Annotated in this window: 19 protein-coding genes; 5 read left to right on the forward strand and 14 right to left on the reverse strand. The window is 59.9% G+C overall.

Annotated features, from left to right (window positions below):
• Positions 1–52: 52 nt before the first annotated feature.
• The 8 genes from B9N88_RS12255 to B9N88_RS12290 all read right to left on the reverse strand — a co-directional run bounded on the left by B9N88_RS12255 (position 53) and on the right by B9N88_RS12290 (position 8683).
• The gene (locus B9N88_RS12255) at positions 53–787 is read right to left on the reverse strand and encodes an amino acid ABC transporter ATP-binding protein (protein ID WP_027604602.1); all 735 of its coding nucleotides are present in this window, start codon (positions 785–787) and stop codon (positions 53–55) included.
• Positions 784–1455, reverse strand: coding sequence for an amino acid ABC transporter permease (locus tag B9N88_RS12260; RefSeq protein ID WP_027604601.1), 672 nt, complete (start codon positions 1453–1455; stop codon positions 784–786). The genes B9N88_RS12255 and B9N88_RS12260 overlap by 4 nt, the downstream gene beginning before the upstream one ends.
• A complete protein-coding gene (locus tag B9N88_RS12265) occupies positions 1455–2201 on the reverse strand; it encodes an amino acid ABC transporter permease (RefSeq protein ID WP_024073702.1) in 747 nt (248 codons plus the stop codon). The genes B9N88_RS12260 and B9N88_RS12265 overlap by 1 nt, the downstream gene beginning before the upstream one ends.
• 194 nt (positions 2202–2395) lie before the next feature.
• Complete coding sequence (locus tag B9N88_RS12270) at positions 2396–3322, reverse strand: glutamate/aspartate ABC transporter substrate-binding protein (protein WP_027604600.1); 927 nt, start codon at positions 3320–3322, stop codon at positions 2396–2398.
• A 312-nt stretch (positions 3323–3634) separates the two neighbouring features.
• The gene (glpD, locus tag B9N88_RS12275; RefSeq protein ID WP_027604599.1) at positions 3635–5173 is read right to left on the reverse strand and encodes a glycerol-3-phosphate dehydrogenase; all 1539 of its coding nucleotides are present in this window, start codon (positions 5171–5173) and stop codon (positions 3635–3637) included.
• Between the two features lie 222 nt (positions 5174–5395).
• Entirely contained in the window at positions 5396–6151 is a 756-nt protein-coding gene (locus tag B9N88_RS12280) for a DeoR/GlpR family transcriptional regulator (RefSeq protein ID WP_027604598.1), read from the reverse strand.
• A 95-nt stretch (positions 6152–6246) separates the two neighbouring features.
• Positions 6247–7752 (reverse strand): glycerol kinase GlpK, encoded by a 1506-nt coding sequence (glpK, locus tag B9N88_RS12285; protein ID WP_027604597.1) that lies wholly within the window; start codon positions 7750–7752, stop codon positions 6247–6249.
• 76 nt (positions 7753–7828) lie between these two features.
• Positions 7829–8683 carry an MIP/aquaporin family protein gene (locus B9N88_RS12290; RefSeq protein WP_027604596.1) on the reverse strand — a complete coding sequence of 285 codons (855 nt, stop codon included), beginning with the start codon at positions 8681–8683 and terminating at the stop codon, positions 7829–7831.
• Positions 8684–9009: 326 nt separating this feature from the next.
• Here B9N88_RS12290 and ybaK point away from each other — a divergent pair, with 326 nt between their 5' ends.
• Positions 9010–9480 carry a Cys-tRNA(Pro) deacylase gene (gene ybaK, locus B9N88_RS12295; RefSeq protein WP_027604595.1) on the forward strand — a complete coding sequence of 157 codons (471 nt, stop codon included), beginning with the start codon at positions 9010–9012 and terminating at the stop codon, positions 9478–9480.
• A gap of 63 nt (positions 9481–9543) precedes the next feature.
• Here ybaK and B9N88_RS12300 read toward each other — a convergent pair whose 3' ends face one another.
• Positions 9544–10653, reverse strand: coding sequence for an ABC transporter ATP-binding protein (locus B9N88_RS12300; RefSeq protein WP_027604594.1), 1110 nt, complete (start codon positions 10651–10653; stop codon positions 9544–9546).
• On the reverse strand, positions 10650–11570 hold the full coding sequence (argF, locus tag B9N88_RS12305; RefSeq protein ID WP_027604593.1) for an ornithine carbamoyltransferase: 921 nt from the start codon (positions 11568–11570) through the stop codon (positions 10650–10652). The genes B9N88_RS12300 and argF overlap by 4 nt, the downstream gene beginning before the upstream one ends.
• 432 nt (positions 11571–12002) lie before the next feature.
• On the opposite strand from argF, the gene B9N88_RS12315 reads away from it, so the two are divergent.
• On the forward strand, positions 12003–14111 hold the full coding sequence (locus B9N88_RS12315; protein WP_027604592.1) for a molybdopterin oxidoreductase family protein: 2109 nt from the start codon (positions 12003–12005) through the stop codon (positions 14109–14111).
• Positions 14112–14197: 86 nt separating this feature from the next.
• The gene (gene grxD / locus B9N88_RS12320; RefSeq protein ID WP_027604591.1) at positions 14198–14536 is read left to right on the forward strand and encodes a Grx4 family monothiol glutaredoxin; all 339 of its coding nucleotides are present in this window, start codon (positions 14198–14200) and stop codon (positions 14534–14536) included.
• Between the two features lie 71 nt (positions 14537–14607).
• On the opposite strand, the gene bfr is transcribed toward grxD, so the two are convergent.
• Complete coding sequence (bfr, locus tag B9N88_RS12325) at positions 14608–15078, reverse strand: bacterioferritin (RefSeq protein WP_012722487.1); 471 nt, start codon at positions 15076–15078, stop codon at positions 14608–14610.
• 201 nt (positions 15079–15279) lie between these two features.
• Positions 15280–15498 (reverse strand): bacterioferritin-associated ferredoxin, encoded by a 219-nt coding sequence (locus tag B9N88_RS12330; protein WP_074844072.1) that lies wholly within the window; start codon positions 15496–15498, stop codon positions 15280–15282.
• A gap of 244 nt (positions 15499–15742) precedes the next feature.
• Here B9N88_RS12330 and B9N88_RS12335 point away from each other — a divergent pair, with 244 nt between their 5' ends.
• Positions 15743–16345 carry a peroxiredoxin gene (locus B9N88_RS12335; protein ID WP_003172097.1) on the forward strand — a complete coding sequence of 201 codons (603 nt, stop codon included), beginning with the start codon at positions 15743–15745 and terminating at the stop codon, positions 16343–16345.
• 65 nt (positions 16346–16410) lie between these two features.
• Here the strand turns inward: B9N88_RS12335 and rnt are convergent, their stop codons facing one another.
• Both rnt and pyrC read right to left on the reverse strand, forming a co-directional pair.
• Positions 16411–17085: a ribonuclease T gene (rnt, locus tag B9N88_RS12340; RefSeq protein ID WP_027604590.1), complete on the reverse strand. Its 675-nt coding sequence runs from the start codon at positions 17083–17085 to the stop codon at positions 16411–16413.
• On the reverse strand, positions 17082–18128 hold the full coding sequence (gene pyrC / locus B9N88_RS12345; RefSeq protein WP_027604589.1) for a dihydroorotase: 1047 nt from the start codon (positions 18126–18128) through the stop codon (positions 17082–17084). The genes rnt and pyrC overlap by 4 nt, the downstream gene beginning before the upstream one ends.
• Before the next feature lie 156 nt (positions 18129–18284).
• Between pyrC and B9N88_RS12350 the strand changes: the two genes are divergently transcribed.
• The gene (locus B9N88_RS12350; RefSeq protein WP_027604588.1) at positions 18285–19193 is read left to right on the forward strand and encodes a flagellar protein MotY; all 909 of its coding nucleotides are present in this window, start codon (positions 18285–18287) and stop codon (positions 19191–19193) included.
• Positions 19194–19305 lie beyond the last annotated feature (112 nt).

A 19305-nucleotide genomic window follows, 5' to 3' on the forward strand; every position in this document is an offset into this window, starting at 1 on the left:
GTCAACCAGTTGTGGCGAAGGGGGTGGCCCCTTCACCACAGCTGGGTGGTACTTAGTGCTGCAGGATTTTCTCAAGGAAGTGCTGCGCGCGCTCGGAGCGGGCGCTGATGTCGCCGAAGAACTCTTCCTTCGGGCAGTCTTCGATGATCTTGCCGGCGTCCATGAAGATCACGCGGTCGGCCACTTTGCGGGCAAAGCCCATTTCGTGGGTGACGCACATCATGGTCATGCCTTCCTGGGCCAGTTGCACCATCACGTCCAGTACTTCGTTGACCATTTCCGGGTCGAGGGCCGAGGTCGGTTCGTCGAACAGCATGACGATCGGGTCCATGGCCAGGGCGCGGGCGATCGCCACACGTTGCTGCTGGCCACCGGAAAGCTGGCCCGGATGCTTGTGGGCGTGCGCCGACAGGCCGACGCGCTCAAGCAGTTGCAGGCCTTTCTTGGTGGCTTCTTCCTTGCTGCGGCCGAGCACCTTGATCTGTGCGATGGTCAGGTTTTCGGTGATGGTCAGGTGCGGGAACAGCTCGAAGTGCTGGAACACCATGCCCACGCGCGAACGCAGTTTCGGCAGGTTGGTCTTCGGGTCGGCGATGGACGTGCCGTCGACGATTATGTCGCCTTTCTGGAACGGTTCCAGCGCGTTGACGCACTTGATCAGGGTGGACTTGCCCGAGCCCGATGGCCCGCACACCACGATCACTTCGCCTTTTTTAACCTCGGTGCTGCAATCGGTCAGCACCTGGAAGTCGCCATACCACTTGTTGATGTTCTTGATCGAGATCATACGGCAAACCTTTTTTGCAGACGCTTGACCAGCAGCGAGGCGGAAAAGCTGATGATGAAGTAGACGACACCGGCGAAGATCAGGAACTCATTGGAGCGCCCGATGATGTCGCCGTTGGAACGGGCGGAGTTGAGGAAGTCCACCAGGCCCACGGTGTAGACCAGCGAGGTGTCCTGGAACAGGATGATCGACTGTTGCAGCAGCAACGGGGTCATCTTGCGGAACGCCTGGGGCAGGATGATCAGGCGCATGGTCTGGCCATAGGTCATGCCCATTGCCTGTGCCGCCGCCATCTGGCCCTTGGGGATCGACTGCACGCCGGCCCGCACGATCTCGCAGAAGTACGCGGCCTCGAACATCATGAACGCCACGACGCAGGAGGTGAACGCGCCGATCGGGGTGTCTTCGCCGGTGATCCAACGCAAGACGAACGGCACCGCCAGGTAGAACCAGGTGATCACCAGCAGCAGCGGGATCGAGCGGAAGTAGTTCACATAGGCGCCGGCCACCCGGGACAGCAGTTTGCTGGACGACAGGCGCATCAGTGCCAGGATCGTACCCAGCGCGATACCGCCGATCACGCCCATGACCATCAGCTTCAAGGTCATGACCATGCCGTTCCACAGGCCCGGGATGGCGGGGATGATGCCGCTGAAATCGAGTTCCATTATTTACCCCCCACGGAGATCAGGCCGGGCACTGCGACTTTCTTCTCGACCACGCGCATCAGCAGCATCAGGCTCATGTTCAGGGTGAAGTAGATCAGCGTGGCCAGGGTGAAGGCTTCAAACAGGTTGGCCGAGAACTCGGCGGTCTGTTTGGTTTGCGCCAGCAGTTCCATCAGGCCGATCAAGGACGCCACGGAGGAGTTCTTGAAGACGTTGAGGAATTCCGAGGTAAGCGGCGGAATGATGATCCGGTAGGCCTGGGGCAGCAGCACGTTCCAGTAGATCTGCGGCAACTTGAAGCCCATGGCACGTGCAGCGGCCTCTTGGCCACGTGGCAGCGCCTGGATACCGGTACGCACTTGCTCGCACACACGGGCAGCGGTGAACAGGCCCAGGCACACGACAACGCTCAGGTAGGCCGAGGTGGTCGGGTTGAGGTCCTGCTTGTACCAGTCCTGCAGGTTCTGCGGCAGCAGGTCGGGTATCAGGAAGTACCAGATGAACAGCTGCACCAGCAGCGGCACGTTACGAAACAGTTCCACGTAGCAGGTCGCGATGCCCGATACGAGGCGGTTTGGCACAGTGCGCATGACCCCCAGAATGGAGCCCAGCAGCAAGGCGATAATCCATGCCACGACAGCGATGGCGATGGTCCAGCCCAGGCCGGCGATGTACCAGTCGAGATAAGTCTCGCTGCCCACGCCGGTGGACTTGAAGAACACGCCCCAGTCCCAGTTGTAATTCATTAGGGTCTCCCCTCGAGATCGATCGATGTACAAGCACCCGCTTGGGGAAAGTCCATTCCCGCCTGGCGATGAACGCCAGGCACACGCGATCGGCTCGAAAACCGCCCGGTCGAGTGTTCCAAAGTATAGCCAGCAGGTAGTAACAGACGCCTGAGGGAGGGTTGGCTCCCTCAGGCGATAAGGTTAGTCAGGAATCAGATTTTTACTTCAGGCGCCGGCTTGTCGGTCGGGTTCTTGATCAGTTCCTTAACCTTGTCGCTCATTGGGAAGTTCAGGTTCAGGTTTTTTGGTGGGATCGGGCTTTCGAACCACTTGGCGTAGATCTTGTTGATTTCGCCGGACTTGTACAGGCCAACGATGGCGTCATCCACCGCTTTCTTGAAGGCAGGGTCTTCTTTGCGAACCATGCACGCGTAGGCTTCGAAGGACTGTGGAGTACCGGTGATGACCCAGTCATCCGGCTTCTTGGCCTTGGCTTCTTCACCGGCCAGCAGGGCGTCGTCCATCATGAAGGCTACGGCACGGCCGCTTTCCAGCATCTGGAAGGACTCGCCATGGTCTTTGGCGGAGATGACGTTCATGCCCATCTGCTTGTCAGCGTTCATCGCCTTGATGATGCGCTCGGACGTGGTGCCGGCGGTGGTCACGACGTTCTTGCCCTTCAGGTCGGCGAAGTCGGCGTAGCTAGGCTTGCCTTCCTTGTCTTTCTTGACCAGCAGGCGAGTGCCGATTTCGAAGATGTTGGTGGTGAAGGCGACTTGCTGGGCGCGTTCGGCGTTGTTGGTGGTGGAACCGCACTCGATGTCGACGGTGCCGTTCTGAACCAGCGGAATACGGGTCTGCGAGGTGACCAGGTTGTACTTGGCCTGCAGATCGGGTTTGTTCAGGTCTTTTTTCAGGGCTTCGACGATGGCCAGCTGAATGTCGTGGGAGTAACCCACAGGTTTGCCCGAACCATCCGCAATGTAGGAAAACGGAATGGAGCTGTCGCGGTGCCCGAGGGTGATGGTGCCGGAGTCGTTGATTTTCTTCAGTGTGCCGGTGAGTTCGGCGGCAAAAACTGGAGTGCTGATCAGAGCAGCAGCGATAGCTGCGCCCAGGATATGGGGAACGATGCGCATCAATACTTCCTCGACATTTGTTTTTTTTATGAAGCCGGCTAGACGGCTCTCTTGTACAGCGAATGCCCGTGACGGCTCCTGAAGCGTCCCAGGCAATCGTCTAGGAGTGTAGAGCATGAGTCGTGCCAGACCGGAAATAAAAGCTTAACAAGTTGATTTACATGAGGATTAATTTTGTATGACGACAAATATGTAACCGTTTGATCCGGTAAACCGAATAGGCTTGCCTGTGGCGTTCGGAAAACCGAATGCCAGGCGCTATAAAAAAGCCCCTGGGCCTTACGGCGCAGGGGCTTTTGTACGACGGGCCTGTCAGGCCGCTTCGATCTTGCTGCGGGTCTGCTCAACCTTGGACAGGTAGCGTTGCACGTTGTCCTGTTCCTGTGGGGTGGTGAACAGGCCGAGTTTGGTCCGGCGCCACAGCACGTCCTGGGGCTGGGTTACCCATTCCTCGGCACACAGGTAGTCGACCTCGCGGGTGTAGAGGCCGCCGCCCAAATGTTCACCCAGGTCAGCCAGCGACTGCACGCCTTCGAGCAGGCGCCAGGTGCGGCTGCCATAGGTGGTGGACCAGCGGCGCGCGATTTCGCTCGGCAACCAGTCGAACTTGCTGCCAATGGCCTCGGCCAGGGCTTCTGGGGTGGTCATGTCCTCGCCGCCGGGCAGGCTGGCGGTGGCGGTCCAGCTGGGACGCATCTGCGTGAAGTACGGGGCCAGTTGCGCCATCGCCGATTCGGCGAGCTTGCGGTAGGTGGTCAGCTTGCCGCCGAACACCGACAGGATCGGTGCCTCGCCCGTACCACCGGACAGCGACAGGGTGTAGTCACGGGTGATGGCCGACGGGTTGTCCGACTCGTCGTTGCACAGTGGGCGCACACCCGAGTAGGTGTGGACGATGTCGTCGCGGCTCAGCTGTTTCTTGAAGTGCGCGTTGACCACCTTGAGCATGTAGTCGGTTTCACCTTCGGTGATCGCCACTTTCGCCGGGTCGCCGGTGTATTCGCGGTCGGTGGTGCCGATGATGGTCAGGTGGTTCAGGTACGGAATGGTGAAGACGATGCGCTGGTCTTCGTTCTGCAGGATGTGCGCGTGGGCGCCTTCATACAGTTTCGGCACGATCAGGTGGCTGCCCTGGATCAGGCGGATACCGTAGGGCGAGTCCAGCTTCAGGTCGTCCTTGATGAACTTGGCGACCCACGGGCCGGCGGCGTTCACCAGGGCGCGGGCACGGATCGAGAACAGGCTGCCATCGGCGCGTTCCATGTTCATGTCCCACATGCCATTGCTGCGATGGGCACTGATGCAGCGGGTCTGGGTATGGATATGCGCACCTTTTTCACGGGCGGCCATGGCGTTGAGGACGACCAGACGGGCGTCGTCGACCCAGCAGTCGGAGTATTCGAAGCCTTTGGTGATTTCGCTTTTCAGCGGGCTGTCAGGGCCGAACTTGAGGCTCTTGGAGCCGGCGAGTTTCTCGCGCTTGCCCAGGTGGTCATAGAGGAACAGGCCGGCACGGATCATCCACGCCGGGCGCAGGTGGGGGCGGTGTGGCAGCACGAAGCGCATCTGCTTGACGATGTGCGGGGCCTTGGCCAGCAGCACTTCACGTTCGGCCAGGGCTTCGCGTACCAGGCGGAATTCGTAATGTTCGAGGTAGCGCAGGCCGCCGTGGATCAGCTTGCTGCTGGCGGAGGAGGTGTGGCTGGCCAGGTCGTCCTTTTCGCAAAGGAATACCGACAAACCGCGACCGGCTGCGTCTGCTGCAATGCCGACGCCGTTGATCCCGCCACCGATTACGGCAACGTCATAGACTTCGGCAAGCGGTGGAGCAGGCAAGGTAGAAGGGTTCATCGACTGGCCTCGGGAGCTTTTTCGTATTGGAATTCGAACATTAATGTTCATTTGCGAAAATGGTAGCTGATAAACGTGGGCACAGCCAGTCGACTTCGATTGAAAAAACTCATCGAAGGGCGGGAAAAGGAAAATTTGTGAACATAAGCCTGGGCAGGCTCGAGAAAAAGGCGCTGGATAAATCGCCATCGGGGCTTGCCCCCGATGGCTTCAGTGCAGACGCTATACGACTTCCAGGCGAACCTTATGCTGGTTCAACAACTGCACCAGGGCCGGCACCGGCTCCTGATCCGTCACCAGGCAGTCCACCAGGCTGATCGGCCCCAGTCGAATCATGGCATTGCGCCCGAATTTGCTGGAGTCCGCCGCCAGGATCACCTGGCGTGCATTGGCGATGATCGCCTGGGAAACCCGGACTTCCTGGTAGTCGAAGTCCAGCAGGCTGCCGTCCTCGTCGATGCCGCTGATACCCACCAGCGCGAAGTCGACCTTGAACTGGTTGATGAAGTCGACACTGGCCTGGCCCACCACGCCGCCGTCACGGCGCACATTACCGCCGGTCAGCAACACATCGAAGTCGTCCTTTGCGCTGAGCATGGTGGCGACGTTGAGGTTATTTGTGATGATTTTCAGGTGATTGTGATTGAGCAGCGCACGGGCAATGGACTCGGTAGTGGTACCGATATTGATGAACAACGAGGCGTGATCGGGAATTTGTGCCGCGATGGCTTCGCCGATGCGCTGTTTCTCGTCGCGCATCTGGTCGGCACGCATGGCGTAGGCGGTGTTCTCGACACTGGAGTCATAGGCCGCGCCGCCGTGGTAGCGGCGCAGCAGATTGGCGTCCGCCAGCTGGTTGATATCGCGGCGGATGGTTTGCGGGGTGACAACGAATAGCTGCGCCATTTCCTCGATACTGACGTAGCCGCGTTCGCGGACCAGTTCGAGGATTTGCTGCTGGCGGGGAGGCAGATTCATGGGGCGTCCTTTGGGCTGCCATACAAAAGTGGCCCATGATGACGCAGGAATCTGCTCCCTGCCAGTTACAACCCGATATGGGGCCGGCGCATGGCTTATTCGGCGCCTTCGTGGGGCTCCCAGTCACGGGTGCGGCTCACCGCTTTTTGCCAGCCGGCGTAGAGTTTTTCCTTGGCGGCTTCTTCCAGTTGCGGTTCGAATTCGCGCTCGATCACGGCCTTGCCGCGCAGCTCGTCCAGGCTGCCCCAGAAGCCGCAGGCCAGGCCTGCCAGGTAGGCGGCGCCGAGTGCAGTGGTTTCGCGCATTTGCGGGCGCTCGACCTGGGTGCCGAGGATGTCGGCCTGGAATTGCATCAGGAAGTTGTTGGCCACCGCACCGCCGTCCACACGCAGGGCCTTGAGGCGTTCGCCCGAGTCCTGTTGCATGGCGTCGAGTACGTCGCGGGTCTGGTAGGCAATCGACTCCAGGGCGGCACGAATAATGTGATCCACGCGTACGCCGCGGGTCAGGCCAAACAGTGCGCCACGGGCATACGGGTCCCAGTAGGGGGCACCCAGGCCGGTGAAGGCCGGGACCAGGTACACGCCGTTGCTGTCCTTGACCTTGCCGGCGAAGTATTCGGTGTCGGTGGCATCGGCGATGATTTTCAGCTCGTCACGCAGCCATTGCACGGTGGAGCCACCGTTGAACACCGCGCCTTCCAGCGCATAGGCCACTTCGCCACGGGGGCCGCAGGCGATGGTGGTGAGCATGCCGTGCTTGGACTTGACCGCTTTGTCGCCGGTATTCATCAGCAGGAAGCAGCCGGTGCCGTAGGTGTTCTTGGCCTGGCCGGCCTCCACGCACATCTGGCCGAACAGGGCCGCTTGCTGGTCACCGGCGATACCGCCGATGGCGATGCCGCTTTTGGTGCGGCCGTAGATCTCGGAGGAAGACTTCACTTCCGGCAGCATTTCCCGCGGAACGTCGAGGATCTCCAGCATCTTCGCATCCCACTCGAGGGTGTGGATGTTGAAGAGCATGGTGCGCGAGGCGTTGGTGTAGTCGGTGACGTGGGTCTTGCCGCCGGTAAATTTCCAGATCAGCCAGCTGTCGATGGTGCCGAACAGCAGCTCGCCGTTGCGCGCACGCTCGCGGCTGCCTTCGACGTTATCGAGGATCCACTTGAGCTTGGTGCCGGAGAAGTACGGGTCGGTGACCAGGCCGGTGGTGTCGTTAATGTATTGCTCGTGGCCGTCGCGCTTGAGCTGCTGGCAGATCTCGGTGCTGCGGCGGCATTGCCAGACAATGGCGTTGTAGATCGGGCGGCCGGTGATCTTGTCCCATACCACGGTGGTTTCACGCTGGTTGGTGATACCGATGGCGGCGACCTGGTCATGGTGCAGGCCGGCTTGTGCCAGGGCCTCGACCATCACCGCGCTCTGGGTGGCGAAGATTTCCATCGGGTCATGCTCGACCCAGCCGGCTTGCGGGTAGTGCTGGGTGAATTCACGTTGGGCGGTGCAGACCACGTTGGCGTCGCGATCGAAGATGATTGCCCGGGAACTGGTGGTGCCCTGATCAAGGGCAATGATGTAGTTCTTATTCTCGATATCGGTCATGTCTATTGCCTTGGACGAAATAAGGAAGTCAGAAATCAGCCGGGGCCGCGAAGGGCAGAGGACCAGGCTGGCGCTTTCAGGAAATACGAGTCTTGCCGTTGACAGCCGTGTCAGTTGTTTCCGCTATAGCAGGTGCGGCGCTCGGCAAGTGGCGAGCAATTAGCCCGCGATAGGCCGCAGCACCGAGGCATGCGCCGACAATCGGCGCGAAAATCGGAACCAGGAAGTAAGGAATATCGCGGCCGCCAGTAAAGGCCATTTCACCCCAGCCAGCGAAAAAGGTCATCAGTTTGGGCCCGAAATCCCGCGCCGGGTTCATCGCAAAGCCGGTCAGCGGGCCCATGGCACTGCCGATGACCGCAATCAGCAGGCCAATCAGCAGTGGTGCCAGCGGACCGCGCGGCAGGCCGTTGTTGTCATCGGTCAGGGCCATGATCACGCCCATCAGGATCGCGGTAATGACCATTTCCACCAGGAAGGCCTGCGCCGTGCTCAGCAGTGCATGGGGGTAGGTGGAGAACACCGAGGCCAATTCCAGGCTGGCCTGGGTGCCGCGTACCAGATGGTGGGTTTGTTCGTAATCGAAAAAGAGATTGCTATAAAGCGTGTACACCAGCGCCGCCGAGCAGAAGGCTCCGGCGATTTGGGCCAGGATGTAGAACGGCAGTTTGCGCTTGTCGAAGTCGGCAAAAATACACAGGGCGATACTGACCGCCGGATTGAGGTGAGCCCCGGAAATACCGGCGCTCAGGTAGATCGCCATGCTGACGCCGATCCCCCAGATGATGCTGATTTCCCACAACCCGAAGCTGGCACCCGCGACCTTGAGCGCAGCAACGCAGCCTGTACCGAAGAAGATCAGAAGCGCAGTCCCCAGGAACTCGGCCATGCATTGGCTCGAAAGTGAAGGCTGTTGAAGAGCAGTTGTCATGGAAAACCTCGATTGTTGTTCTTGTCTGGCGCACTGCCTCAACGGACGGTTGCGCGATTTTCACCGTGACGAGGATCCCCATCCAAGACACGGCTTACTGCTGGAACGCTGCAGGTGTATTCCTACAGTATTCGGAAACGAAAAAATATAGACAAGAATGACGGCTGTCAAAGGTCGAAAGTGAACTGTCGGTCACTTTCCAACTATTGGTTTGATGAATGATCACGCTCGCCACGTTAAGTATTGTGGACGGGGAGGGCGGACTAGAGCGTTTTATGCGGGCTTGGCCTAGAATTGGCCGTCAGTTTGCCACGCTCGGAGAGGTCATGACCCCCGCATTGGATTTGTTGAAAAAAGTTCGCGCCGAACATCGCATCCACAGTTATGAACACGACCCCAAGGCGGCCTCCTATGGCCTGGAGGCCGCAGAGAAATTGGGCCTCGACCCGGCGCAGGTGTTCAAGACCTTGTTGGCCAGCAGTGAAAAAGGCGAATTACTGGTGGCTGTGGTGCCGGTCGTCGGAAGTCTCGACCTCAAGGCCCTGGCTCATGCGGCGGGGGTTAAAAAAGTCGAAATGGCTGATCCGGCTGCGGCGCAGCGTTCCACCGGTTACCTGCTGGGAGGTATCAGCCCACTGGGGCAGAAGAAGCGGCTGCGCACATTTATCGATGTAACGGCGCAGCCGTTTGCGACAATTTTTGTGAGTGCGGGGAGAAGGGGACTGGAAGTGGAGTTGTCCGCCGCAGTGCTGGCGGAACATACCCAGGCCAAATTCGCAGAAATTGGCCGGGCGTAATCCCGGTATCCTGGATAACCAATGTGGGAGGAGGCTTGCCCCTCCCACACGTTGATCATTGACTCAGCCAGCCGGGCTGTAGCGTCGTACGCCGGATTCGGCGTGAAGAACCTGCGCCGCGACGCTGCCTGAGGCCTGGAACAGCACCAGATGCTCAGCGGCCACGCGAATGCCCACTTGCGCGCCCACCTGATGGTCGGCATGGCTGGGGAAAATCGACTCCAACTGCGCACCGGTCGGCAGTTGCAGGCGGTACAGGGTCGACGCGCCGAGGAAGGTCTTGCCGACGATCCGCGCTTTCAAGGCGCTGTCCGGCGCGTAGACGATGTCGTCCGGGCGCAGCAAGACGTCCACCGCCCCCCCCGTAGGCCAGGTGTAGGCGCGGTTTCCGCGCAGGTCGCCGAGTTCGGTGTGGACGGACTCGGGCGAACTCAACTGGCCACGAATGAAATAACCCTGGCCGATAAAGCTGGCGACGTAAGGCGTCAGGGGTTCGTGATAGAGGTTGTAGGGGGTATCCCACTGCTCCAGGCGGCCTTCCTTGAACACCCCGACGTGATCGCTCACGGCGAATGCCTCTTCCTGGTCATGGGTGACCAGGATCGCACTGGTGCCCCGTGCCTTGAGGATGTCGCGCACCTCGTGGCTGAGCTTGCGCCGCAGTTCGCCGTCGAGGTTGGAGAACGGTTCGTCCAGCAGCAACAGCTGCGGCTCCGGCGCCAGGGCGCGGGCGAGGGCGACGCGTTGTTGCTGGCCGCCCGACAGTTCGTGGGGGAAACGCTTGCCCAGGTTCTTGAGGTTGACCAGCTCCAGCAGTTCGGCGACCACACGGTCTTTTTGCGGGTGTTTGCGAATGCCGAAGGCGATGTTGTCGGCCACGCTGAGATGGGGGAACAGCGCGTAGTCCTGGAACACCATGCCGATGCGACGTTTCTCCGGCGCCAGGGTAAAACCGGCGCTGGAGATCACTTCGCCCGCGAGGCTGATTTCGCCTTCGTGCACCGGCTCAAAACCGGCAATCGCGCGCAAGGTCGTGGTTTTGCCACAGCCCGAAGAACCCAGCAGGCAACCGATATCGCCCGCGTTGAGGTGCAGATTGAGGTTCTGCACCACCCGTTGATCCTGGTAACCGCATGCCAGATTGCGCAAGTTCAGCAGTAATGGCTGGCTCATGCGTGGTGGTACGCCGGTTCGACGAGGAATTCGAGCAGGGCTTTTTGCGCGTGCAGGCGGTTCTCGGCCTGGTCCCAGGCCACGGAGCGTGGGTCATCGAGCAGGTCGAGGCTGATTTCCTCACCCCGGTGGGCGGGCAGGCAGTGCATGAACAGCACGTCCGGCGCGGCCATGTCGAGCAGGGCGCGGGTCACCTGGAAGGGCGCGAACAGGGCCAGGCGCTTGGCGGTTTCGTCTTCCTGGCCCATGGAGGTCCAGACGTCGGTGCTGACCAGGTGGGCGCCGATCGCTGCATCCTTTGGATCGCGCAGGATCTGCACACGGCCATCGGCCTTGGCCAGGAACTCGGCGGCCGGTTCGAAGCCTTCCGGACAGGCGATGCGCAGGTGGAAGTCGAACTGAATCGCCGCTTCTATATAGCTGTTGCACATGTTGTTGCCGTCACCGATCCAGGCCACGGTCTTGCCCTGGATCGAGCCACGGTGCTCAAGAAAGGTCTGCATGTCGGCCAGCAACTGGCATGGGTGCAGGTCATCGGACAGGCCGTTGATTACCGGCACGCGCGAGTTGGCGGCGAATTCGGTCAGGGTGCTGTGGGCAAAGGTACGGATCATCACCGCATCGAGCATGCGCGACATGACGATCGCGCAGTCGCTGATCGGCTCGCCACGGCCCAGTTGGGTGTCACGCGGCGACAGGAAGATGGCCTGGCCACCCAGCTGGATCATGCCGGCTTCGAACGACAGGCGAGTGCGGGTCGACGACTTCTCGAAAATCATCCCGAGCACGCGGTTTTTCAAAGGCTCGAACAGTACGCCGCGGTTACGCAGGTCTTTAAGCTCAATGCCTCGACGGATCACGCTGACCAGCTCTTCGGGCGTGCAATCCATCAGGGAGAGAAAGTGCCTTGCGCTCATCATTAACTACCTTTTTGCAACAGACCGCAGATACTCAAAGCCTTGTTTATTGTGACAACGGGCGAGACCTGCGGCGAAAGCCGCACGGGGCGACGAAATAGGGGAAGGCGCGATATTGACATTAAATGTCGCGTCTTACCAATAGGGCTACGTTTTTAGGGGTGTTCAAGAAGGGCGCGAGAGCGCTTTTGAAGACGATTTCCTGACAGCAGCGGGCCATTTGTACACTGACGCCATCACCTTTTGCAATGCGCGGGGGCGGGCCTGGATCAGGCTGCGTCGGTTTCAGAGGTTGATGACAGGTTCTGTAACATTTGCTCATGTTTGCGCATGGCCTGGCCTGATGGCTATCGATTCACAGGACGAACGATGCTGGCGCCTGTCATGGTCACGGCCCATAGTCAGGCCAAAAGCCCAATAAAGAGACTGGCCATGACCAAGACTCTCCACCACCGTGCCTGCCACCTGTGTGAAGCCATCTGTGGCCTGACCCTGGAAACCACCCAGGCCGAAGACGGCAGCCTGGCGATCACCTCGATCAAGGGCGACACGCTGGACAGCTTCAGTCGCGGCCATATCTGCCCCAAGGCCGTGGCGTTGCAGGACATCCAGAATGATCCTGACCGCCTGCACCAGCCCATGTTGCGGGTGGGCAGCGAATGGCAGCCAATCCCGTGGGATGAGGCGTTTGCCTTGGTCGCCGAGCGGCTGGCGGGCATCCAGGCGCGGCATGGGCAGAATGCAGTGGCGGTGTATCAGGGTAACCCCAGCGTGCACAACTATGGGCTGATGACCCACAGCAACTACTTCCTCGGCCAGCTCAAGACGCGCAACCGGTTTTCTGCCACCTCCGTAGACCAGTTGCCCCATCACCTCACCAGCCACCTCATGTACGGCCATGGCCTGTTGCTGCCGATTCCGGACATCGACCACACCGACTTCATGCTGATCCTGGGCGGCAACCCGCTGGCCTCCAACGGCAGCATCATGACCGTGCCTGATGTGGAGAAGCGTCTCAAGGCTATCCAGGCCCGGGGCGGCAAGGTGGTGGTGGTCGATCCTCGGCGCAGTGAGACAGCGGCGATCGCTGATCAGCATCTGTTCGTGCGGCCTGGCGGGGATGCGGCGTTGCTGTTCGGGGTACTCAACACACTGTTCACCGAGAACCTGATGCGTGACAGTCATTTGCCGGTAGAGGGCCTTGAGGATGTGCGCCGTGCGATCCTCGGCTTTACCGCCGAAGCCATGAGCCGCCAGTGTGCCGTACCTGCCGGGCAGATTCGCCAGTTGGCACGGGATTTCGCTGCTGCGGATAAAGCGGTGTGCTACGGGCGCATGGGGGTGTCGACCCAGGCGTTCGGCACGCTGTGTCATTGGCTGGTGCAGTTGATCAACCTGGTCACGGGCAACCTCGACCGCGAGGGCGGCGCGTTATGCACCAGTCCGGCGCTGGATTTGGTCGCGTCCACCGGTGGCGGGCATTTCAATCGCTGGCAGAGCCGCGTGTCCGGGCGCCCGGAGTACGGCGGCGAGTTACCAGTGTCTGCATTGGCCGAAGAAATGCTCACCGGCGGCGAAGGACAGATCCGCGCGCTGGTGACGGTGGCGGGCAACCCGGTGCTGTCGACCCCCAATGGCCGCCAGTTGGAGCAGGCCCTGGACGGCTTGGAGTTCATGGTCAGCATCGACCTCTATATCAACGAGACCACGCGTTATGCCGATCTGATCCTGCCGTCCACTTCGGCGCTGGAAAACGACCACTACGACACCACGTTCAACATGTTCGCCGTGCGCAATGTCACCCGTTTCAATCGCGCGATCCTGCCCAAGCCTGAGGGGGCGTTGCATGACTGGGAGATCTTCGTCGGCCTGGCCACGGCATTCGCTGCGCACACCGGTATGGCGCTCAAGCCCACCATGCCGCCTGCGCAAATGATCGACTTCGGCCTGCGCGCCGGCGCTTATGGTGATGCGTCGAGCCATCAGTTGTCGGTGGCGAAGCTGGCGGATCATCCCCATGGCATGGACCTGGGGCCGCTCAAGCCAAATCTCACAGCGCGCTTGAAAACCGTGGATGGCAAGGTGCAGGCGGCACCGGCAGTGATTCTGGCGGATCTGGCGCGCTTTGCGGCGCAGCCGATGCCTGTGGCTGACGAGTTGCTGCTGATCGGCCGTCGCCATGTGCGCAGTAATAATTCCTGGATGCATAACTATCACCGGCTGGTGAAGGGCAAGCCTCGGCACCAGTTGCATATGCATCCCGACGACCTGGCCAGTCGCCAGTTGGCAGACGGCCAGCGGGTGCGCGTCAGTTCACGTATCGGCATGATCGAGGTGGAGGTGGTCGCCAGCCTGGACATGATGCCCGGCGTGGTCAGCCTGCCCCATGGTTGGGGCCACGCCCGTCCTGGCGTCCAGATGACCATCGCCAGCGAGCAACCGGGGGCGAGCGCGAATGACTTGACCGACGAGCGGCAATTGGATGAGTTATCGGGCAATGCGGCATTGAATGGCGTACCGGTCCAAGTCGCTGCCGCATAAGGAGCCCGAGCACCGCGTTGGAATTTTGCGTTACAATGCGCCACCGTGCCGACCTGTGAGTCGCAAAGTTCCAGCCGAGGTGTTCCATGGATATCATCGAAACGATCAAAGAGCAGATTGCCAACAACACCATTCTGCTTTACATGAAGGGCGCACCTAACGCTCCTCAGTGCGGTTTCTCCGCGAAGGCTTCCCAGGCTGTTATGCAGTGTGGCGAGAAGTTCGCTTACGTGGATATCCTGCAAAACCCGGAAATCCGCGCCAACCTGCCGAAGTACGCCAACTGGCCTACCTTCCCGCAACTGTGGGTAGCCGGCGAGCTGGTCGGCGGTAGCGATATCATCACCGAAATGGCAGCTGATGGTTCGTTGCAGGCGTTGATCAAAGATGCAGCGGCAAACGCGGCGGCCAAGACCGACGCTTGATTCGCCTGCAATAAAAAGCCCCGCTTCTCGTGAGAGAGCGGGGCTTTTTTGTACCTGAGAGAGCGACGGGATTATTCGCCCATCTGCGATTGCAGGTAGTTTTCCAGGCTGACTTTGTCGATCAGGCCCAGTTGGGTTTCCAGCCAGTCGATATGTTCTTCCTGGTCTTCAAGGATGTCTTCCAGCAGCTCGCGGCTGCCGAAGTCGCCCTTGGTCTCGCAATGTGCGATGGCGGCCTTGAGGTCGCTGTGGCTCTTGCGTTCAAAGCCCAGGTCGCTGCTGATCATTTCCTGGGTGTGCTCGCCGATGTTCAGCTTGCCCAGGTCCTGTACGTTCGGCAGGCCTTCGAGGAACAGGATCCGCTTGATCAGCGCGTCGGCGTCCTTCATGGCCTTGATGGATTCTTTGTATTCACGCTTGCCAAGCTTTTCCAGGCCCCAATCGTCGTACATGCGCGCATGCAGGAAGTACTGATTGATCGCGACCAGTTCATTGGCAAGGATTTTGTTGAGTTGCTGGATGACTGAGATGTCGCCTTTCATGACTGGGGTCCTGCCCTGTAGTAGCTGTGTATAAGGCGGAGTTTGAGCGGCGAAAACCCTAGTGTCAAACCTAAGTTATTGAATAATAAATGAAAATTAATCGGAATAAGAATGTTTGTGTTCCGCGTCTTAGCGCTAACTAATTGAATTGCAGGCATAAAAAAACCGGACACTCGGTCCGGTTCTTCAAAACACGCCTATTCAAGCGTGTGTAAATTCTGCTGAGTAGGGAACAGCGGCCTGGGCTGTTTGCAGCTGCGTCAGGGTTTCCCGTACCACTTGCTTGGCGAGGCAAGCACATTTACCACATTGACTGGCAACGCCGGTGGTTTCACGCACTTCCTTGTAGCTGCAGCAACCTTCATAGATTGCTTCGCGGATTTGTCCGTCGGTGACGCCGGTACACAGGCACACATACATAAGGGAGAACCGTCGCGGGTTTAAGGCTTAAGTGCGATGGATCTTAATGTTAACGAGAATGATTGTCAAAGTAGATTCGTAGGGTATTGGCCTGCACCGCCCTCACGCTGACGAACGGTTTTTTCAGTGTATGATGGTCGGTCTTCACGAAGCGTGACTGCGTCACAGGGCTGTCGCTTGAATGCGGCAGACTCAAGGCCGGTCCTTTTACTTCAATCGTCACCCTTACATCAGGAGATACCCAATGAGCGTACTCGTCGGCAAACAAGCCCCGGATTTCGACGTACCTGCCGTGCTCGGCAATGGCGAAATCGTTGACAGCTTCAAACTGTCTGAAGCCATCAAAGGCAAATACGGCCTGGTGTTCTTCTACCCGCTGGACTTCACCTTCGTCTGCCCTTCGGAGCTGATCGCTCTGGACCACCGCATGGACGATTTCAAGGCACGTAACGTTGAAGTGGTTGCCGTTTCCATCGACTCCCATTTCACCCACAACGCCTGGCGCAACACGGCCATCAACGATGGCGGCATCGGCAAAGTCAAATACACCATGGCTGCCGACATGAAGCACGACATCGCCAAGGCCTATGACGTTGAATCCGAAGGCGGCGTGGCTTTCCGTGGCGCGTTCCTGATCGATGACAAGGGCGTTGTGCGCTCCCAGATCATCAACGACCTGCCGCTGGGCCGTAACATGGAAGAGCTGATCCGTCTGGTCGACGCCCTGCAATTCCACGAAGAGCACGGCGAAGTCTGCCCTGCCAACTGGAAAAAAGGCGACAAAGGCATGAACGCTTCGCCAGAAGGCGTTGCGGCTTACCTGACCGAGAACGCTGGCAAGCTGTAAGCCGGATTCGCGGGACAAAAAAACCGGCCTGAGAAGGCCGGTTTTTTTGTGCGCGGGATTTGACCTCAGTCGCCGAAGTCTTCCCAGCCGCCCATCTGCTTCCAGCGGTTGACGATGCCGCAGAACAGCTCGGCGGTCTTCTCGGTGTCGTAGCGGGCCGAGTGGGCTTCGCGACCGTCGAAGTCGATGCCGGCCGCCTGGCAGGCCTTGGCCAAGACGGTCTGGCCATAGGCCAGGCCAGCAAGGGTGGCGGTGTCGAAACTGGAGAACGGGTGGAACGGATTGCGCTTCATGTCCAGCCGCGTCACGGCGGCGTTGAGGAAGCCCAGGTCGAAGCTGCTGTTATGTCCGACCAGGATCGCGCGCTTGCAGCCGTTGGCCTTCAAGGCCTTGCGTACGCCACGGAAGATATCGGTGAGTGCCGCCTCTTCGCTGACGGCCATGCGCAAGGGGTGATCGAGCTTGATCCCGGTGAACTCCAGGGCTGCTGCTTCGATATTGGCACCTTCAAACGGCTCGACGCGGAAGAAGTGGGTGTGCTCCGGATACACAAAGCCCTGTTCGTCCATGCCGATAGTCGTTGCGGCGATTTCCAGCAGTGCATCGGTGGCGCAATTGAAGCCGCCGGTTTCTACGTCGACAACGACAGGCAGGTAGCCGCGGAAACGTTCGGCCATCGGGTGGCGCGAACCACCACCGCCACCGTGTTCCTGGTCGTCATCGTAATGGTCTTCACTCACTTGCTTTCCTCCAGCAGGCGCCAGCGCAGTGTTTCACCGGCGCGCAGCGGGATAACGGTCAGCTCGCCAAATGGCAGGCTGGCGGGGGCGGTCCAGTCTTCACGGACCAGGGTGATACGGTCGGTATTCGCCGGCAGGCCGTAGAATCGCGGGCCATTGAGGCTGGCGAAACCTTCGAGTTTATCCAGGGCGTTGCGCTGTTCGAACGCTTCGGCATACAGCTCGATGGCGGCGAACGCGGTGTAGCAACCGGCACAACCGCATGCCGCTTCCTTGGCGTGCTGGGCGTGGGGCGCAGAGTCGGTGCCGAGGAAGAACTTCGGATTACCGCTGGTCGCGGCATCCAGCAAGGCAACCTGGTGGGTGTTGCGCTTGAGGATCGGCAGGCAATAGAAGTGCGGCCGAATCCCGCCCACCAGCATGTGGTTACGGTTGTACAGCAGGTGATGGGCGGTGATGGTTGCGCCGACGTTGGCCGAGGCCTCGGTGACGAACTGCACGGCATCGGCCGTGGTGATGTGCTCGAACACCACCTTGAGGGTCGGGAACAGCTCGACCACGCGGCGCATGTGCTCGTCGATGAAGATTTTCTCGCGATCGAACACGTCCACGTCGCCACGGGTGACTTCACCGTGGATCAGCAGCGGCATGCCGACTTCGGCCATGGCTTCGATGGCCGGCAGGATCTTGTCGATGCTGGTCACGCCGGAATCGGAGTTGGTGGTCGCGCCGGCCGGGTACAGCTTGGCGGCGTGCACGAAACCGCTGGCCTTGGCCTGGCGAATTTCTTCGGGCTGGGTGCGATCGGTGAGGTAGAGCACCATCAACGGTTCGAAGCGGCTGCCGGCCGGCCGTGCAGCGAGGATGCGCTGGCGATAGGCGTCGGCTTCGGCGGCGTTACGCACCGGTGGTACCAGGTTAGGCATGATGATGGCGCGGCCAAACGTACGCGCTACATCGGCCACGGTTTGGGGCAACGCAGCACCATCGCGAAGATGAATATGCCAGTCGTCGGGACGCAGCAGGGTCAGGCGGTCGGACATTGGGGATTCCAGGCGGGTCAATCTGGTGGGAATGCTACCGGAAAAGACTCTTGCAGGCACTCGCTATCAAGTTTTGCAGGATGCATCCGATAGCCTTTCGTATGCCTTATCGATGTATGACGCTTTGAAGTGTTGTAGAAACCAGTGGAGCCTCCCGTGCGCCAGCATTATCTAGCCCTGCTCAGTGTGTTCGCCAGCCTGCCTGCTATGGCCCTCACGTTCCAGACTCGTCTGGAGAACATTGAGTGGAAGGTGGAGGGGGACAAGTTCGAGTGCCGCCTGAGCCAACCGATCACCGACTTCGGTTCGGGTGAGTTCGTGCGCCGGGCCGGCGAGCAGGCGACGTTTCGTCTGAAAGCCTATAACGGGTCGCTGGGCGCAGGGTCGGCCACCTTGTTGTCCGCCGCAGCCCCCTGGCAGCCCGGTCGGGGTGACATCAATCTCGGCGCCGTACGTGCCGGCAGCGGTGATGTGCTGTTCAACAGCTCTCAGGCCCAGGCCGGGCGTCTCTTCAACGGTTTGCTCGATGGACGCTCGCCCACGGTGCGGCACTATGGACGTGAGGGTGGCTATTCGGAGATTCGCCTGCTGCCGGTGAAATTCAACAAGGCCTACAGCGATTATCAGCTGTGCACCGCCAAGCTGCTGCCGATGAATTACGATCAGGTCAAGCAGACCGAAGTGGGCTTCCCCGGTGGCGGCATCGAGCTGGACGCTGCGGCAAAGCAGAAGCTGGCGGTGATTCTCGAATTCATGAAGGCGGACCCAACCGTCAACCATATCGAATTGAACGGCCACTCGGACAACAGCGGCAATCGCCTGAGCAACCGTGACGTTTCACGCCGTCGCGCGCTGGCTGTGATGGACTACTTCAAGGCCAACGGTATCCCGGAGTCCCAGATCACCCTGCGGTTCCATGGCGAAAGCTACCCCTTGGCGCCCAACACCACTGCCGCCAACCGGGCCCGTAACCGCCGTGTGAATATTCAGCTCGAACGCGTGGCTGCCCCTGAGAAACCGGCCCCCCAGGCCACGGGGCCGAGCAACCCGGCACACACCTCCTGACGTGCGACCATCGGTCGCTCGCTCGACATAATCTGTCGCTTTATCTTCATTTGCTGTCGCGCCCCTGTAAATCCACGGTTTTGATCGGTAGAATCGACGCCTTTCCGTACAA

The sequence above is a fragment of the Pseudomonas sp. LAMO17WK12:I1 genome (genome assembly GCF_900177315.1).
Taxonomy (GTDB): domain Bacteria; phylum Pseudomonadota; class Gammaproteobacteria; order Pseudomonadales; family Pseudomonadaceae; genus Aquipseudomonas; species Aquipseudomonas marginalis.

Excerpts from the sequence above, each read along its gene's own strand:
- B9N88_RS12255 (WP_027604602.1), bottom strand. The coding sequence starts at position 787 with ATGATCTCGATCAAGAACATCAACAAGTGGTATGGCGACTTCCAGGTG.
- B9N88_RS12260 (WP_027604601.1), bottom strand. The coding sequence starts at position 1,455 with ATGGAACTCGATTTCAGCGGCATCATCCCCGCCATCCCGGGCCTGTGG.
- B9N88_RS12265 (WP_024073702.1), bottom strand. The coding sequence starts at position 2,201 with ATGAATTACAACTGGGACTGGGGCGTGTTCTTCAAGTCCACCGGCGTG.
- B9N88_RS12270 (WP_027604600.1), bottom strand. The coding sequence starts at position 3,322 with ATGCGCATCGTTCCCCATATCCTGGGCGCAGCTATCGCTGCTGCTCTG.
- glpD (WP_027604599.1), bottom strand. The coding sequence starts at position 5,173 with ATGAACCCTTCTACCTTGCCTGCTCCACCGCTTGCCGAAGTCTATGAC.
- B9N88_RS12280 (WP_027604598.1), bottom strand. The coding sequence starts at position 6,151 with ATGAATCTGCCTCCCCGCCAGCAGCAAATCCTCGAACTGGTCCGCGAA.
- glpK (WP_027604597.1), bottom strand. The coding sequence starts at position 7,752 with ATGACCGATATCGAGAATAAGAACTACATCATTGCCCTTGATCAGGGC.
- B9N88_RS12290 (WP_027604596.1), bottom strand. The coding sequence starts at position 8,683 with ATGACAACTGCTCTTCAACAGCCTTCACTTTCGAGCCAATGCATGGCC.
- ybaK (WP_027604595.1), top strand. The coding sequence starts at position 9,010 with ATGACCCCCGCATTGGATTTGTTGAAAAAAGTTCGCGCCGAACATCGC.
- B9N88_RS12300 (WP_027604594.1), bottom strand. The coding sequence starts at position 10,653 with ATGAGCCAGCCATTACTGCTGAACTTGCGCAATCTGGCATGCGGTTAC.
- argF (WP_027604593.1), bottom strand. The coding sequence starts at position 11,570 with ATGAGCGCAAGGCACTTTCTCTCCCTGATGGATTGCACGCCCGAAGAG.
- B9N88_RS12315 (WP_027604592.1), top strand. The coding sequence starts at position 12,003 with ATGACCAAGACTCTCCACCACCGTGCCTGCCACCTGTGTGAAGCCATC.
- grxD (WP_027604591.1), top strand. The coding sequence starts at position 14,198 with ATGGATATCATCGAAACGATCAAAGAGCAGATTGCCAACAACACCATT.
- bfr (WP_012722487.1), bottom strand. The coding sequence starts at position 15,078 with ATGAAAGGCGACATCTCAGTCATCCAGCAACTCAACAAAATCCTTGCC.
- B9N88_RS12330 (WP_074844072.1), bottom strand. The coding sequence starts at position 15,498 with ATGTATGTGTGCCTGTGTACCGGCGTCACCGACGGACAAATCCGCGAA.
- B9N88_RS12335 (WP_003172097.1), top strand. The coding sequence starts at position 15,743 with ATGAGCGTACTCGTCGGCAAACAAGCCCCGGATTTCGACGTACCTGCC.
- pyrC (WP_027604589.1), bottom strand. The coding sequence starts at position 18,128 with ATGTCCGACCGCCTGACCCTGCTGCGTCCCGACGACTGGCATATTCAT.